Here is a 15,717-nt window from a genome sequence, read left to right on the forward strand (position 1 = left end):
GAACCTTTTCATTTTTCGCTAGTAAATGCGCATAAAAATACAAATGAGAAATATACGCATTTGTATTAAATGTGTAAAACGGTATAAACAGGGAAACTAAAAATATTTTTTAAGCGTACAAAGGCGTCATGGCAGGGGGATATGGCGGTAAGTCCGGCATGTAGTCATTTTTCGCTTAATAAATCGTGGGTTAAAGTTGAAAGAGCGTCGGTAACTCGCTCATACTCTATACTCGCAGTATGGCTCGGCGTAGCATGTGCGCTGCAAGGGCTATTATGAAAAAGGAAAACGTCGTGGCAGAAGAAACTATATTCAGCAAAATTATTCGTCGTGAAATCCCTTCGGATATCGTTTATCAGGACGAGCTGGTCACCGCCTTTCGTGATATTTCACCGCAGGCGCCGACGCATATCTTGATTATTCCCAATATCCTGATCCCAACCGTCAATGACGTGACGGCGGAACATGAACAGGCGTTAGGTCGGATGATCACCGTGGCGGCGAAAATCGCCGAACAGGAAGGCATTGCCGAAGACGGGTATCGTTTAATCATGAATACCAACCGTCATGGGGGCCAGGAGGTCTATCATATCCATATGCACCTACTGGGCGGTCGCCCGCTTGGCCCGATGCTGGCGCATAAAGGCTTGTAAGTATGATCAAAGGATGCATCGCGGTTTCTCTGGGCTTACTGCTGCTTACCGGCTGCCGGTCACACCCTGAAATTCCGGTAAGCGACGCGCAGTCGCTGGTGATGGAGTCCACGGTTCTGGCGGCGGGCGTCACCGCAGAGCCGCCTGAACTGTCGGCGTCTGATATCCAGCCATCAGCCTCCTCCCGTGTCTATAACGAAAGGCAAGAGCCCATTACCGTTCATTATCGGTTTTACTGGTATGACGCGCGGGGGCTGGAGATGCATCCGCTGGAGGCGCCGCGTAGCGTAACCATACCCGCGCGTTCGTCGGTAACGCTATTTGGCAGCGCCAATTATCTGGGGGCGCATAAGGTCAGGCTTTATCTTTATTTGTGAGGAGTGAACTTTGATGACAAAAATGCATCGCTACGCTGCCATTGCTGCGCTGGCGATATTTCTCTCCGGGTGTATGGCGCAACGTCAACCTGCGCCAGTTGAAGAGGTAAAACCAGCGCCAGAACAACCCGCGCAGCCGCCACAGCCTCCTGTTGTGCCGTCTGTGCCAACCATTCCACAGCAACCGGGGCCGATCGAACATGAAGATCAAACGGGCCAGCCAGCGCCTAAGGTGCGCCACTATGACTGGAACGGCGCGATGCAACCGCTGGTCAGCAAAATGTTGCAGGCTGATGGCGTGACGGCCGGAAGCGTATTGCTTGTCGACAGCGTGAATAACCGGACGAATGGGTCGTTAAATGCGAACGAGGCAACGGAAACGTTACGTAATGCGCTGGCTAACAACGGTAAATTTACGCTGGTCTCCGTACAGCAACTCTCGATGGCAAAACAGCAGTTAGGATTGTCTCCGCAGGATAGTCTGGGAACGCGCAGTAAAGCTATTGGCATTGCGCGCAATGTCGGGGCGCAATATGTACTTTACTCCAGCGCATCCGGTAACGTTAACGCGCCTGCATTACAGATGCAGTTAATGCTGGTGCAAACTGGCGAGATAATCTGGTCAGGTAAAGGTGCGGTCCAACAACAATAATCCCTTAACGCGCGACGAGATCCTGTCGCGCTATTTTCCCCAGTATCGTCCCGCCGTCGCCGCATCACAGGGACTAAGCGGCGGGAGCTGTATTATTGCCCACGATACTCACCGTGTCGTGCTGCGCCGTCATCACGACCCTGACGCTCCACCAGCCCATTTTTTACGTCATTACCGCGCCTTATCCCAATTGCCGGCCAGTCTTGCGCCGCGAGCGCTTTTTTATACGCCAGGTTGGATGGCGGTAGAATATCTGCATGGTGTGGTAAATTCCGCTCTGCCAGATGCCGACGAACTGGCGGCCTTACTGTATCATTTGCATCAACAGCCGCGTTTTGGCTGGCGTATTGCGCTATCGCCACTACTGGCGCAGTACTGGTCGTGTTGCGATCCGGCAAGGCGTACGCCGTTTTGGTTGCGGCGGCTCAAACAGTTGCAAAAAAACGGTGAACCTCGCCCGCTGCGGCTCGCGCCTTTGCATATGGATGTCCATGGCGACAATATAGTATTAACGTCCGCCGGGTTGAAACTGATTGACTGGGAGTATGCCGGAGACGGCGATATTGCGTTGGAGCTGGCGGCAGTATGGGTTGAGGATGAACGCCAGCACCGACAACTGGCAGACGCTTATGCCGCGCGCGCGCGAATCGACGCCCGGCAGCTATGGCGACAGATACGATTATGGCACCCCTGGGTCATTATGCTAAAAGCAGGGTGGTTCGAATACCGCTGGCGACAAACCGGCGAGCAACAATTTATCAGGCTGGCCGATGAAACCTGGCGCCAGCTACGTATGAAAGGATAAGGAGAGCTGTGTGGGCCCAGTAATGTTGAATGTCGAAGGATGTGAGCTGGATGCGGAGGAGCGCGAGATACTGGCGCATCCGCTGGTTGGCGGGCTTATTCTGTTCACGCGTAATTACCATGACCCGGAACAGCTGCGCGAATTAGTGCGCCAGATTCGGGCGGCATCGCGTAACCATCTGGTGGTGGCCGTCGATCAGGAAGGCGGGCGCGTACAGCGTTTCCGTGAAGGGTTTACCCGCCTGCCCGCGGCGCAATCTTTTTTTGCGCTGCATGGGCTGGAAGAGGGGGGACGACTGGCGCAGGAGGCAGGGTGGCTGATGGCCAGCGAAATGATCGCGATGGATATTGATATCAGTTTTGCGCCAGTGCTGGACGTCGGGCATATCAGCGCGGCAATTGGCGAGCGTTCTTATCATGCCGATCCCGCAAAAGCGTTGGCAATGGCAACACGCTTTATTGACGGCATGCATGACGCCGGGATGAAAACGACCGGTAAGCATTTCCCCGGCCACGGCGCGGTCACGGCGGACTCCCACAAAGAGACGCCGTGCGATCCACGTCCTGAAACGGACATTCGTGGTAAAGATATGTCGGTGTTCCGCACGCTGATTAGCGAGAATAAACTGGATGCGATTATGCCTGCCCACGTGATCTACCGCGCTATCGATCCGCGTCCGGCAAGCGGTTCGCCGTACTGGCTGAAAACGGTGCTACGTCAGGAGTTAGGCTTTGACGGCGTCATTTTCTCCGACGATCTGTCGATGGAGGGCGCGGCGATTATGGGCAGCTATGCTGAGCGCGCTCAGGCGTCGCTGGATGCGGGTTGTGATATGATTCTGGTCTGCAATAATCGTAATGGCGCAGTCAGCGTGCTGGATAATCTGTCGCCGATCAAAGCAGAACGTGTTACACGTTTGTATCATAAAGGTTCATTTTCACGCCGGGAGCTCATGGACTCAGCACGCTGGAAAACAGCCAGCGCCCAGCTCAATCAGTTACATGAACGCTGGCAGGAAGAAAAAGCAGGTCATTAACTCGAGTTTTCGTGAGGGTGCCAGATGATTATTTATTTACACGGTTTTGATTCAAATAGTCCGGGCAACCATGAGAAAGTGTTGCAATTACAGTTTATCGATCCGGATGTCCGGCTGGTAAGCTACAGTACGCGGCATCCTAAGCACGATATGCAGCATCTGCTGAAAGAAGTGGACAAAATGTTGCAGTTGAATGTGGACGATCGCCCTTTAATCTGTGGCGTGGGGCTGGGCGGTTACTGGGCGGAGCGGATTGGCTTTTTGTGCGATATCCGTCAGGTGGTTTTTAACCCGAACTTGTTCCCCTATGAAAACATGGAGGGGAAAATCGATCGCCCGGAAGAATATGCGGACATCGCCACAAAGTGCGTGACCAACTTTCGCGAAAAAAATCGCGATCGTTGTCTGGTGATCCTCTCGCGTCATGACGAAGCGCTGGACAGCCAACGCTCAGCGCAAGCGCTTCACCCGTATTATGAAATTGTGTGGGATGAGGAACAGACTCACAAATTCAAAAATATTTCGCCGCACTTGCAACGTATCAAAGCGTTTAAAACGCTGGGATAACGCCATCCGGCAATATGGCGTTATTAGTGACCGGATAACCAGCCTTGCGGCTGGTTTTTTTATGCTCAATTCTCGCAAACTGTCTATCTTTTCAGCATGAAAACTTGATGCACATCAATTTTGGTATGACCAATGCACCGTTCATGCTATTCTCATATCAGAAGCTTATTCTCATTAACGTAACTTGTTGTTAATTAAAGGCTATTGCAATAACTTTTAATTAACAATTGGTTAATAAATTTAAGGGGGTCACGTTGACTACACCATTAAAAAGGATCGTGATTGTCGGCGGCGGCGCTGGCGGGCTGGAAATGGCGACGCAGTTAGGCCATAAACTGGGGCGCAAGAAAAAAGCGAAAATCACGCTGGTAGACCGAAATCACAGCCATCTGTGGAAACCATTGCTGCACGAAGTGGCGACTGGCTCTCTGGACGAAGGCGTGGATGCGCTGAGCTATCTGGCTCATGCGCGTAATCATGGTTTCCAGTTCCAACTGGGATCGGTGATGGATATCGATCGCGAAGCGAAAACCATCACCATTGCCGAGTTGCGTGATGAAAAGGGCGAACTGCTGGTGCCGGAGCGCAAAATCGCGTATGACACGCTGGTGATGGCGCTGGGCAGCACCTCTAATGATTTCAACACGCCAGGCGTGAAAGAGCACTGTATCTTCCTCGATAACCCGCATCAGGCGCGCCGTTTTCACCAGGAGATGCTGAACCTGTTCCTCAAGTATTCGGCTAATCTGGGCGCGAACGGTAAGGTCAATATCGCCATCGTTGGCGGCGGTGCGACGGGGGTTGAGCTGTCGGCTGAACTGCATAATGCGGTAAAACAGTTGCATAGCTATGGTTATAAGGGGCTGACCAACGACGCGCTGAACGTGACGTTGGTTGAGGCTGGCGAGCGTATTCTGCCTGCGTTGCCGCCGCGTATCTCCAGCGCCGCGCATAATGAACTGACCAAACTGGGCGTTCGCGTGCTGACGCAAACTATGGTCACCAGCGCCGACGAAGGCGGTCTGCATACGAAAGAAGGTGAATATATTCAGGCCGATCTGATGGTGTGGGCGGCGGGTATCAAAGCGCCAGATTTTATGAAAGAGATTGGTGGTCTGGAAACGAACCGCATTAACCAACTGGTGGTGGAACCGACGCTGCAAACCACGCGCGATCCTGATATTTATGCGATTGGCGACTGCGCTTCCTGCGCACGTCCGGAGGGAGGTTTTGTGCCGCCTCGCGCTCAGGCGGCGCATCAGATGGCTACCTGCGCAATGAATAACATTCTGGCGCAGATGAATGGCAAACCGCTGAAAGCTTACCAGTATAAAGACCATGGTTCGCTGGTCTCCCTGTCCAACTTCTCTACCGTGGGTAGTCTGATGGGGAACCTGACCCGCGGTTCAATGATGATTGAAGGACGTATCGCCCGCTTCGTGTATATCTCGCTATACCGTATGCACCAGATAGCGCTGCATGGATATTTTAAAACCGGCCTGATGATGCTGGTGGGCAGTATTAACCGCGTCATTCGTCCGCGCCTGAAACTGCATTAATTTTTCTGCGCCTCACCGGCTGCTCGCGCCGGTGAGCGCTTCTCCATCACTCGCTTCGGAGTTGTCCGAATCCTTCAGCTTTACCGCCTCATCCCGCATTTTTCATCCTCATTCCGATTGGCTTTGTTCACATACTGGTTGCAAAATTGTTACCAATAGCAACGAAGGAGGAGCTCCCGTGAATAAATCAATGTTGGCGGGTATAGGGATTGGCGTAGCGGCTGCGCTGGGTGTGGCGGCAGTGGCCAGTCTCAACGTATTTAATCGTAGTCCGCAATATGCGCAGGTGATATCGGCTAAACCGATTAAAGAGACGGTAAAAACGCCGCGTCAGGAGTGCCGTAATGTCACGGTCACGCATCGCAGACCGGTTCAGGACGAAAACCGTATTGCCGGCTCGGTGCTTGGCGCAGTAGCAGGCGGCGTGATTGGACATCAATTTGGCGGCGGTCGTGGTAAAGATGTGGCGACGGTCGTCGGGGCGCTGGGCGGCGGTTATGCTGGCAATCAAATCCAGGGATCAATGCAGGAAAGTGATACCTACACTACCACGCAGCAACGCTGTAAGACGGTGTATGACAAATCTGAAAAGATGCTTGGCTACGACGTGACCTACAAAATTGGCGATCAGCAGGGCAAAATCCGCATGGATAAAGACCCCGGAACGCAAATTCCCCTCGACGGCAATGGCCAACTGGTTCTGAATAACAAAGCATAAAAAAGCTGTACTCTGCAAGTTAGCCCCTCATTCGCTCAGGCTGAGGGGCTTTTTTTTATCCGAAGCCGCGTTGTTCAGGGCTTGAGCAGTTCAGGCCAGATGCGCAGAGTCGTACGCGTAATTTGCATCAGTTGTTCGAAAGTGGCTCCCTCACGGGCGCTGATCGACATTCCCTGTAAAATACAGTTTATATATTCCGCGAGCGCCTGCGGGTTACAGTGCGCCGGAATTTCACCGCGCTCCTGACGTTGGCGCAGAAACTGGATGAGCGTCTGTTCCTGCATGGCGTGGCGTGATTTTACCGTGCGGGCGATATCGCGCGAGGAGGCGGCGAGGGTGGCGGACGTATTAATCATAAAGCAGCCAGCCGGCGTGTCTGTACTGGTAAAGCAGGCGGCAATTTGTGTGAAGTAATCTTCCAGCGCCGATTCCACGCTTTTCTCTTCACAAAAGAGCTGGGCTTCGTGCTTTGAGGCAAAGCGAGTGATGTAGCGATCCAGGACAGCGCGAAATAATCCTTCTTTGTTAGTGAATTCCGCATAGAGAGTAGGCGCTTTCGCCCCGGTAGCCTCTACGAGATCGGCAAGCGAAGTTGCTTCATAGCCGTGCTGCCAGAAGAGAGTCATGGCCTTATCAAGCGCGGCTTCCCTGTCGAACACTTTTGGTCGGCCACGGCTTTTCTTCGCGCAACTCGTGGTATCCGTTGTCATGATGCCGTTGTACCTGTTTAAAGAGCGGTCTCTCTATTATAAAAACAAACCACTTCTGGCTCCAGAGTATTCATTAGAAAAATAAATCAATTCTATTCACATGAAAAATAACATCTTTATAAATTATATAACGATCATTATAAAAAGAAGTTGACGTGTGATATAGATCACATCTATGATTAATTTATCGATCGTTAAGTTAATGCTTACGACACCCATTCATCTGCTAAAGGTCATCACTATGAAAAATGTAAAAACCCTCATCGCTGCTGTGGTACTGAGTTCGCTCTCATTCGCCAGCTTCGCCGCCGTTGAAGTTCAGGCAACGCCAGAAGGTCAACAGAAGTTCGGCACCATTTCCGCGAATGGCGGCACGAATCTGGGCTCGCTGGAAGATCAGCTGGCGCAAAAAGCGCAGGAGATGGGGGCGAAGTCTTTCCGTATTACCTCTGTTACCGGCCCGAATACCCTTCACGGTACGGCGGTAATCTATAAGTAAGCATTAACCCTCATTAATGCCGCTGCGATTGCCACAATAAAAAGAGAAAGCCTCGCGATGCATAGCGAGGCTTTTTTGTCGGTCAGCTATTCACGCTTACAGCGACTGCGGTTTCGCCTCTGATTGACGGGTTACATCTACCGGCATTCCGGAGCGCACTTCCATAACATGTTCCATCACCGCGGCGTCGGTCTGCGGCGCGTCCTTAAAGGTCTGCATCGGGCCATTCAGCACAATCGGCAGCACCTGCGGATCGTCGCCTATATTTTTAGACAGCGGCTGATGAACTTCCACCAGTCGCACGCCGCCTGGTTCCACCGAGGCTTTAATCGGCGTATTGATTATATTCACTTTGGTTCCCGGCGTGACCTGACGGAACAATGTCTCTATATCACCGTCGCGCAGACGGATACAGCCGGAACTGACGCGCATACCAATGCCAAAATCGGCATTCGTGCCATGTAACAGATAGACGCCGCCGTAGGCCGCTAAACGAATCGCGTGATGCCCCATTGGGTTATCGGGACCGGCAGGCACCACGGCGGGGAGATCGATACCTTGTGCTTTATAACGGGCGCGAATATTGGCGGTCGGCGTCCAGGTTGGATTGGCGCGTTTATCCGAAATGGTCGTCACCATCGTTGGCGTCAGGGTATCGCCGCCCAGTTGGCCAATCCCGATAGGGTAGACCGTGACCGTATTTTTCCCCGGTTGATAATAGTAAAGCCGTAATTCCGCGAGGTTAATGACGATACCTTCACGTGGCGCGTCCGGTAGCAGCGTTTGCAGCGGAATCGTCAGCACGCTGCCTGCGCGTGGCACGTAAGGATCAATGCCGGGGTTGGCCTGTAACAGGGCTAAAAAGCCCACGTTATATTTTTTGGCGATCGCCTCCAGCGAGCCGCCGTCGTCTTCAACGACATGGAATTTATTTTCTCCCACCAGTCGACTGCCGGGGGGCGGAAGAGGCCACGTATTCGCCTGCGCGGGAAGGGCAAGCATGATGGTTGCGGTAAGCGCAAGCAACGCCCACCAGCGAGAGAGTCGCATATTGTTGAACATTATAATAAACCCATGATTATTATATGGTTATTTTTATAAAAGAGGAAATAAGAATTATGGCGGCTGGCTGTGTCTGGAACTGCAGGGAAGTGCAAAGAGTTTGTAAAGATTAGGCCGGACGCAGAGTAATGACGCCCGGCCTGACGCTTATGCAATAGCGTTTTCTTCCAGTTGCTGCATAAACTGGCGTACCCAGTCTATACGCGTTTTACGTTCGCTTAAATCCTGAATAAACTTGAGGCGCGTCGGGCCATCCAGACGGAAATGCTGCGGCTGTTTTTGCAGCAACCCGATAAGCCAGGCGGGGTCAACGTGGTTTTTCTCGGCGAACTCAATCGTTCCGCCTTTCTCGTTACCCTCCAGTTTTCGGATGCCGAGCTTTTGCGCCTGTTGGCGCAGGCGGGCGATATCCAGCAGATTACGCGCCGGATCGGGCAGCAGGCCGAAGCGATCGATCAATTCCACTTTGATCTCCTCCAGCTCGTTTTCGTTCTTCGCGCTGGCAATGCATTTATAGAATGACAGTCGGGTATTAACATCCGGAATAAAATCATCCGGCAGTAACGACGGCATTCGCAGCTCGACTTCCGTTTGCTGACTGGTGAGATCTTCCAGCGAGGGTTCGCGGCCTGCTTTCAGCGCATCAACGGCGTTTTCCAACAGTTCCATGTAGAGTGAGAAGCCGATGGTTTCCATTGAGCCGCTTTGCTCTTCGCCAAGCAGTTCGCCCGCGCCGCGGATCTCCAGATCGTGGGTCGCCAGCGCAAACCCGGCGCCTAAATCCTCCAGCGACGCAATCGCCTCCAGCCGTTTTTGCGCATCGGTGGTCATGGCCTTAGGATGTGGCGTCAATAGCCAGGCGTAGGCCTGGTGGTGCGAGCGCCCTACGCGGCCACGCAACTGGTGCAACTGCGCGAGGCCGAAATGATCCGCGCGTTCAATGATGATCGTGTTAGCGGTGGGAATGTCGATCCCCGTTTCGATAATGGTAGTACACGCCAGCACGTTAAAACGTTGATGATGGAAATCGTTCATGACCCGTTCCAGCTCACGTTCGCGCATCTGCCCGTGGCCTATAGCGATTCGCGCTTCCGGCACCAGTTCCGCCAGCCGCTCTGCGGCTTTCTGAATATTTTCGACGTCATTGTACAAATAGTAAACCTGACCGCCGCGCAGGATTTCACGCAGAATCGCTTCCCTTACTACCAGGCTATCATACTCGCGGACAAAGGTTTTTACCGCCAGACGACGGGCAGGGGGAGTGGCGATAATGGAGAGATCGCGCATACCGCTCATCGCCATATTCAGCGTCCGCGGGATCGGCGTCGCCGTGAGCGTCAGAATATCGACATCGGCGCGCATCGCCTTAATTCGCTCTTTGTGGCGCACGCCGAAACGGTGCTCTTCATCGACAATCAGCAGGCCGAGGTCGCGCAGCTTCACATCGCTTTGTAGCAGTTTATGCGTACCGATCAGAATATCGATCTTACCCTCGGCGGCTTCCGCCAGGATTTGCGTCTGCTCTTTGGCGCTGCGAAAGCGGGACAGCATCTCAATGCGTACCGGCCAGTTGGCGAAACGGTCGCGGAAGTTGTCATAGTGTTGCTGCGCCAGCAGCGTGGTCGGCACCAGTACCGCTACTTGTTTATGGTTTTCCACTGCCAGGAACGCGGCGCGCATCGCCACTTCGGTTTTGCCGAAGCCGACGTCGCCGCACACCAGCCTGTCCATCGCCAGCGGTTGGCACATATCGCTCAATACGGCGTTAATCGCCTGTGCCTGATCGGGCGTCGTTTCAAACGGGAAGCTGTCGCAGAATAACTGGTACTGCTCACGATCATGCTTAAAGGCAAACCCCTCTTTTGCCGCCCGTTGCGCATAAATATCCAACAGTTCCGCTGCGACATCGCGCACTTTTTCCGCCGCTTTCTGCCGGGCGCGCGACCAGGCGTCGCCGCCCAGTTTATGCAGCGGCGCACTTTCTTCCGCGCCGCCAGCATAGCGGCTAATCAGATGCAATGAGGAGACCGGCACATACAGTTTGGCGTCATTGGCGTAGGTGAGCATCAGATACTCACCCTTGATGCCGCCAGCCTCCAGAGTGGTCATGCCGGCATAGCGTCCGACGCCGTGCTCCAGATGCACTACCGGTTGACCGACGTGGAGCTCCGCCAGGTTACGAATCAACGTATCCGGGTTGATCGTGCGGCGGGAATCCAGGCGGCGACGCGCAACCCGCTCACCCAAGAGATCGCTTTCACAAATCAGCGCCAGATTGCGTTGGGTGTCGATAAAACCATGTTCTGCGGCGCCAATCATCAGATAGCGTCCCGCATCCTGCGCCTCGTCCAGGCGTAAAATTCGCTTCGGCGCGATTTTTATGCGGGCCAGGAGCTCTCCCAGCGCTTCGCGGCGCCCTTCGCTTTCCACCGAAAAAATCACCGGACCGCTGAAAGATTCGAGGAACTTACGCAGCGCGTCCAGCGGCGCTTTCTGCTGCGCCTGGATAGCCAAATCCGGTAATTTCTGGAAACCAAGATTGGTATTGGCGGCTTTTTCCGGCAGATGGTCGGTTTTAAGCTGGAGGCGAGGCCAGCGTTTAAGCTCGGAAAAGAGCTCATCTACCCGTAGCCAGAGGGCTTCCGGCGGCAAAAGCGGGCGCATAGGATCGACGCCGCGATTTTCAAAACGCGCCAGCGTATCGGCCTGAAAGCGTTCGGCGCTGGTTTCCAGCGAGCCGGTATTCACCACCAGAGTATTGGCGGGGAAATAGCTAAATAATGGCGGTAATGGTTCGCTGAAAAAGAGCGGTTGCCAGTATTCGATCCCGGCGGGCAGAGTGCCTTTGCTGACCTGCTGATAGATGTGCTCGGCGTCGCGTTTTACCTCAAAGGTATCGCGCCACTGGCTACGGAAAAGCTCAATAGCGGCTTTGTCGGTAGGAAATTCGTGCGCGGGCAACAAATTGATGGCCTCAACCTCCTCCAGCGTACGCTGGGTATCCGCGTCAAACAGACGCAGACTGTCGATTTCATCATCAAAAAAGTCGAGGCGATAAGGCTGTTCGCTGCCCATCGGAAAGAGATCCAACAGCGCGCCGCGCGTCGCGTATTCGCCATGCTCCATCACCTGATCGACATGCCGATAACCGGCGCTGTCAAGCTGCGCGCGCAGAGCGTCGCGGGACAGCCGCTGGCCTTTTTTCATCACCAGCGCATGACCATGCAGATAGCTATGCGGACAAACGCGCTGCATCAGGGTGTTTACCGGTACAATTAAGACGCCGCGCTGCATCGACGGCAACTGGTAGAGCGTGGACAGGCGCGAAGAGATAATTTCCTGATGCGGGGAGAAGCTGTCATACGGCAGCGTTTCCCAGTCCGCCAGGTTCATGACCATCTGATCGGTAAACTGGCGGATTTCATCATGCAATCGCAGAGCATTTTGCATGTCAGGCGCTATGAGTACCACCGGACCGGCATGGCGTTCAGCTATCTCCGCCACCAGCGTAGCGCAGGCGGCACCGGTAAGTTCGCCCAACTGGCGCTGATCGCCCGCTTTTGTCGGCAGCGTGTAACGTTGTTTTTCAGGCATAACGGTTGTCAGTATCTCTTTTTGTTTTACGCCGCACTCTACGCGTCACCCTTCAGGCTGCTTCATGGTTGGCTGCGCGCCAGGACAGCATGAAGGACTCAGGTATTCAGGGGCATATGACTGATAAGCAATGTTCTTTATTATCCGCGATCGTTGTTTATTAGCAAATTGAATCCGCCGGATCACACGCCGAACAGGTAAAGTATGAACATGTAAGTGACTTGATTTGTCGGCCTTTTTCAGAATAACGCTGACGAACTCTTACGGTTCAGACATTTACGCATTCCGCTTTCGCTTATATACTCGGGACTTTGCTAACAGCAACCAGACGGATTACATGTATCAACCTGTCGCTCTATTCATCGGCCTGCGTTACATGCGCGGGCGTGCAGCAGATCGCTTCGGTCGCTTCGTTTCCTGGCTTTCCACTATCGGCATTACCCTGGGGGTGATGGCGCTGGTCACGGTATTGTCGGTGATGAACGGTTTTGAGCGCGAACTGCAAAATAACATTCTTGGTTTGATGCCTCAGGCCATCCTCTCTGCTGAACATGGTTCTCTTAACCCGAATCAGATGCCGGAAAAAGCGGTGAATCTGCAAGGCGTTAACCGTATTGCGCCGCTGACGACGGGCGATGTCGTACTGCAAAGCGCACGTAGCGTTGCGGTTGGCGTGATGTTGGGTATCGATCCGGCGCAAAAAGATCCGTTAACGCCGTATCTGGTCAATGTGAAGCAAAGCGAATTACAGCCGGGTAAGTATAATGTCATCCTCGGCGAGCAGCTCGCCGGACAGTTAGGGGTCAACCGCGGCGATCAGATTCGGCTAATGGTGCCATCTGCCAGCCAGTTTACGCCAATGGGACGCCTGCCCAGCCAGCGTCTGTTTACGGTGATTGGCACATTTGCCGCCAATAGCGAGGTCGATGGCTATGAAATGCTGGTCAATATTCAGGACGCGTCGCGTTTAATGCGCTATCCGGCAGGCAATATTACCGGCTGGCGTTTGTGGCTGGATGAACCGCTGCAAGTCGATACCCTCAGCCAACAGACGCTGCCGCAAGGCACGAAGTGGCAGGACTGGCGCGAACGCAAAGGCGAGTTGTTCCAGGCGGTGCGCATGGAAAAGAATATGATGGGATTGTTGCTGAGCCTCATCGTGGCGGTCGCGGCTTTTAACATTATTACTTCGTTGGGCCTGATGGTCATGGAGAAGCAGGGCGAAGTGGCGATTTTACAAACTCAAGGGCTGACGCCGCGACAAATTATGATGGTCTTTATGGTGCAGGGCGCCAGCGCCGGGATTATCGGCGCGCTGTTGGGCGCCGCGCTGGGCGCATTGCTTGCCAGCCAACTGAATAACCTGATGCCGATCATTGGCGCGTTTCTGGATGGCGCTGCGTTGCCCGTGGCGATAGAGCCGTTACAGGTGATCGTTATCGCGCTGGTGGCAATGGCCATCGCGCTGCTTTCTACGCTTTATCCTTCCTGGCGCGCTGCCGCCACTCAACCCGCTGAGGCTTTACGTTATGAATAAGATCCTGTTGCAATGCGACAACCTGTGCAAACGCTATCAGGAAGGCACCGTACAAACCGACGTGTTGCACGATGTCAGCTTCAGTATCGGCGAAGGCGAAATGATGGCGATCGTCGGCAGTTCCGGTTCGGGTAAAAGTACGTTGCTGCACCTGTTAGGCGGGCTGGATACGCCTACCTCTGGCGATGTGATTTTTAGCGGCCAGCCGATGAGCAAACTCTCTTCTGCGGCAAAAGCGGAATTACGTAACCAGAAACTGGGGTTTATCTATCAGTTTCATCATCTCCTGCCGGATTTTACGGCGCTGGAAAACGTGGCGATGCCATTATTAATTGGCAAAAAGAAACCGGCGGAGATTGACGCTCGGGCGCGAGAAATGCTGCACGCCGTAGGGCTGGAGCATCGCGCAACCCATCGACCTTCGGAACTTTCAGGCGGTGAGCGCCAGCGTGTCGCGATAGCGCGCGCGTTGGTGAATAACCCGCGTCTGGTACTGGCGGATGAGCCGACCGGTAATCTGGATGCGCGTAATGCCGACAGTATTTTTGAGCTTCTGGGCGAGTTAAATCGTCTGCAGGGAACCGCATTTTTGGTGGTGACTCACGATTTGCAACTGGCGAAACGTATGAGCCGCCAGCTTGAGATGCGCGATGGTCGCCTGACGGCGGAACTGAGCCTGATGGGGGCTGAGTAATGGCGTCGCCTTTATCATTGTTAATTGGCTTGCGTTTCAGCCGTGGACGGCGGCGCGGCGGTATGGTTTCGCTCATTTCCGTCATTTCTACCATCGGTATCGCGCTGGGCGTGGCGGTATTGATTGTCGGTTTAAGCGCGATGAACGGTTTCGAACGCGAGTTGAATAACCGTATTCTGGCGGTGGTTCCGCACGGGGAGATTGAAGCGGTCAATCAGCCGTGGACCAACTGGCGTGAAGCGCTGGCAAAAGTGCAGAAGGTGCCGGGCATTGCCGCCGCCGCGCCGTATATCAATTTTACCGGCCTGGTAGAGAGCGGGGCCAATTTGCGCGCCATTCAGGTTAAAGGCGTCGACCCTAAGCAAGAGCAGCAGCTTAGCGCGTTACCGTCATTTGTGCAAAATCACGCCTGGGATCATTTCAAAGCGGGCGAACAGCAGATCATTATCGGCAAAGGCGTCGCCGATGCTCTGAACGTGAAACAGGGCGACTGGGTGTCCATCATGATCCCCAATGCGAATGCCGACCATAAGCTGCTCCAGCCCAAACGCGTGCGTTTGCATGTCATCGGGATTCTGCAACTGAGCGGCCAGCTCGATCACAGCTTCGCCATGATCCCGCTTGAGGATGCGCAGCAGTATCTGGATATGGGGTCCAGCGTTTCCGGTATCGCGCTTAAAGTCCACGACGTGTTTAATGCGAACAAACTGGTGCGTGACGCGGGTGAAGCGACTAACAGCTATGTCTACATTAAGAGCTGGATCGGCACCTACGGCTATATGTATCGCGATATCCAGATGATTCGCGCCATTATGTATCTGGCGATGATTCTGGTGATCGGCGTGGCCTGTTTTAATATCGTTTCCACCTTAGTGATGGCGGTAAAAGATAAAAGCGGCGACATTGCGGTATTAAGAACGCTGGGGGCGAAAGATGGTTTGATTCGTGCCATTTTCGTCTGGTACGGGCTACTCGCGGGCTTGCTGGGCAGTTTGATTGGCGTGGCGATCGGCGTTGTCGTTTCGCTTCAGCTTACCGCCATTATTAATGGGATTGAAAAGGCGATCGGGCATCAGTTTTTGTCCGGCGATATCTATTTTATCGACTTCCTGCCATCCGAATTACATTGGCTGGACGTTGTTTACGTACTGGTCACGGCGTTGTTGTTAAGCTTACTGGCGAGCTGGTATCCGGCGCGGCGGGCGAGCAACATTGACCCTGCGCGAGTATTGAGCGGCCAGTAATCGCGGAATA

Annotated in this window: 15 protein-coding genes; 12 read left to right on the forward strand and 3 right to left on the reverse strand. The window is 53.8% G+C overall.

Annotated features, from left to right (window positions below; translation table 11 throughout):
• Nucleotides 1-293: 293 nt before the first annotated feature.
• From hinT to ACLD11_RS12610, 8 genes are all read left to right on the forward strand, one after another.
• Complete coding sequence (gene hinT, locus ACLD11_RS12575; RefSeq protein ID WP_001532068.1) at nucleotides 294-653, forward strand: purine nucleoside phosphoramidase; 360 nt, start codon at nucleotides 294-296, stop codon at nucleotides 651-653.
• Between the two features lie 2 nt (nucleotides 654-655).
• On the forward strand, nucleotides 656-1,030 hold the full coding sequence (locus tag ACLD11_RS12580) for a YcfL family protein (RefSeq protein WP_183060537.1): 375 nt from the start codon (nucleotides 656-658) through the stop codon (nucleotides 1,028-1,030).
• Between the two features lie 13 nt (nucleotides 1,031-1,043).
• Complete coding sequence (lpoB, locus tag ACLD11_RS12585) at nucleotides 1,044-1,682, forward strand: penicillin-binding protein activator LpoB (RefSeq protein ID WP_000164359.1); 639 nt, start codon at nucleotides 1,044-1,046, stop codon at nucleotides 1,680-1,682.
• Nucleotides 1,663-2,487 (forward strand): thiamine kinase, encoded by an 825-nt coding sequence (thiK, locus tag ACLD11_RS12590; protein WP_076935123.1) that lies wholly within the window; start codon nucleotides 1,663-1,665, stop codon nucleotides 2,485-2,487. The genes lpoB and thiK overlap by 20 nt, the downstream gene beginning before the upstream one ends.
• 10 nt (nucleotides 2,488-2,497) lie before the next feature.
• Nucleotides 2,498-3,523 (forward strand): beta-N-acetylhexosaminidase, encoded by a 1,026-nt coding sequence (nagZ, locus tag ACLD11_RS12595; RefSeq protein WP_411011660.1) that lies wholly within the window; start codon nucleotides 2,498-2,500, stop codon nucleotides 3,521-3,523.
• Between the two features lie 24 nt (nucleotides 3,524-3,547).
• Nucleotides 3,548-4,090 carry an alpha/beta hydrolase YcfP gene (gene ycfP / locus ACLD11_RS12600; protein WP_021000185.1) on the forward strand — a complete coding sequence of 181 codons (543 nt, stop codon included), beginning with the start codon at nucleotides 3,548-3,550 and terminating at the stop codon, nucleotides 4,088-4,090.
• Between the two features lie 254 nt (nucleotides 4,091-4,344).
• The gene (ndh, locus tag ACLD11_RS12605; protein WP_000211060.1) at nucleotides 4,345-5,649 is read left to right on the forward strand and encodes an NADH-quinone dehydrogenase; all 1,305 of its coding nucleotides are present in this window, start codon (nucleotides 4,345-4,347) and stop codon (nucleotides 5,647-5,649) included.
• Nucleotides 5,650-5,827: 178 nt separating this feature from the next.
• Nucleotides 5,828-6,367 (forward strand): glycine zipper 2TM domain-containing protein, encoded by a 540-nt coding sequence (locus tag ACLD11_RS12610; RefSeq protein WP_183060533.1) that lies wholly within the window; start codon nucleotides 5,828-5,830, stop codon nucleotides 6,365-6,367.
• Between the two features lie 74 nt (nucleotides 6,368-6,441).
• Here the strand turns inward: ACLD11_RS12610 and comR are convergent, their stop codons facing one another.
• Nucleotides 6,442-7,077 (reverse strand): TetR family copper-responsive transcriptional repressor ComR, encoded by a 636-nt coding sequence (comR, locus tag ACLD11_RS12615; RefSeq protein WP_411011661.1) that lies wholly within the window; start codon nucleotides 7,075-7,077, stop codon nucleotides 6,442-6,444.
• 241 nt (nucleotides 7,078-7,318) lie between these two features.
• Between comR and bhsA the strand changes: the two genes are divergently transcribed.
• Complete coding sequence (gene bhsA, locus ACLD11_RS12620; RefSeq protein WP_000800161.1) at nucleotides 7,319-7,576, forward strand: multiple stress resistance protein BhsA; 258 nt, start codon at nucleotides 7,319-7,321, stop codon at nucleotides 7,574-7,576.
• 96 nt (nucleotides 7,577-7,672) lie between these two features.
• Here bhsA and ACLD11_RS12625 read toward each other — a convergent pair whose 3' ends face one another.
• Together ACLD11_RS12625 and mfd are read right to left on the reverse strand one after the other, a co-directional pair.
• On the reverse strand, nucleotides 7,673-8,638 hold the full coding sequence (locus ACLD11_RS12625) for a L,D-transpeptidase family protein (protein ID WP_183060531.1): 966 nt from the start codon (nucleotides 8,636-8,638) through the stop codon (nucleotides 7,673-7,675).
• A 147-nt stretch (nucleotides 8,639-8,785) separates the two neighbouring features.
• The gene (gene mfd, locus ACLD11_RS12630) at nucleotides 8,786-12,232 is read right to left on the reverse strand and encodes a transcription-repair coupling factor (protein ID WP_411014969.1); all 3,447 of its coding nucleotides are present in this window, start codon (nucleotides 12,230-12,232) and stop codon (nucleotides 8,786-8,788) included.
• Between the two features lie 337 nt (nucleotides 12,233-12,569).
• Here mfd and lolC point away from each other — a divergent pair, with 337 nt between their 5' ends.
• The 3 genes from lolC to lolE are packed head-to-tail and all read left to right on the forward strand — an operon-like array spanning nucleotide 12,570 to nucleotide 15,707.
• Nucleotides 12,570-13,769 carry a lipoprotein-releasing ABC transporter permease subunit LolC gene (gene lolC, locus ACLD11_RS12635; protein WP_001518787.1) on the forward strand — a complete coding sequence of 400 codons (1,200 nt, stop codon included), beginning with the start codon at nucleotides 12,570-12,572 and terminating at the stop codon, nucleotides 13,767-13,769.
• Nucleotides 13,762-14,463: a lipoprotein-releasing ABC transporter ATP-binding protein LolD gene (gene lolD / locus ACLD11_RS12640; RefSeq protein ID WP_001033714.1), complete on the forward strand. Its 702-nt coding sequence runs from the start codon at nucleotides 13,762-13,764 to the stop codon at nucleotides 14,461-14,463. Before lolC ends, lolD begins: the two co-directional genes overlap by 8 nt.
• Nucleotides 14,463-15,707: a lipoprotein-releasing ABC transporter permease subunit LolE gene (gene lolE / locus ACLD11_RS12645; RefSeq protein WP_411014970.1), complete on the forward strand. Its 1,245-nt coding sequence runs from the start codon at nucleotides 14,463-14,465 to the stop codon at nucleotides 15,705-15,707. Before lolD ends, lolE begins: the two co-directional genes overlap by 1 nt.
• Nucleotides 15,708-15,717 lie beyond the last annotated feature (10 nt).

This window comes from Salmonella sp. 741265116_PST (assembly GCF_046567715.1).
Lineage (GTDB): Bacteria > Pseudomonadota > Gammaproteobacteria > Enterobacterales > Enterobacteriaceae > Salmonella > Salmonella enterica.

Bases quoted from the DNA above. Each gene is read 5' to 3' on its own strand.
- mfd (WP_411014969.1), bottom strand. From the start codon at position 12,232: ATGCCTGAAAAACAACGTTACACGCTGCCGACAAAAGCGGGCGATCAG.
- lolC (WP_001518787.1), top strand. From the start codon at position 12,570: ATGTATCAACCTGTCGCTCTATTCATCGGCCTGCGTTACATGCGCGGG.
- ACLD11_RS12625 (WP_183060531.1), bottom strand. From the start codon at position 8,638: ATGTTCAACAATATGCGACTCTCTCGCTGGTGGGCGTTGCTTGCGCTT.
- bhsA (WP_000800161.1), top strand. From the start codon at position 7,319: ATGAAAAATGTAAAAACCCTCATCGCTGCTGTGGTACTGAGTTCGCTC.
- comR (WP_411011661.1), bottom strand. From the start codon at position 7,077: ATGACAACGGATACCACGAGTTGCGCGAAGAAAAGCCGTGGCCGACCA.
- lpoB (WP_000164359.1), top strand. From the start codon at position 1,044: ATGACAAAAATGCATCGCTACGCTGCCATTGCTGCGCTGGCGATATTT.
- ycfP (WP_021000185.1), top strand. From the start codon at position 3,548: ATGATTATTTATTTACACGGTTTTGATTCAAATAGTCCGGGCAACCAT.
- lolD (WP_001033714.1), top strand. From the start codon at position 13,762: ATGAATAAGATCCTGTTGCAATGCGACAACCTGTGCAAACGCTATCAG.
- lolE (WP_411014970.1), top strand. From the start codon at position 14,463: ATGGCGTCGCCTTTATCATTGTTAATTGGCTTGCGTTTCAGCCGTGGA.
- ACLD11_RS12580 (WP_183060537.1), top strand. From the start codon at position 656: ATGATCAAAGGATGCATCGCGGTTTCTCTGGGCTTACTGCTGCTTACC.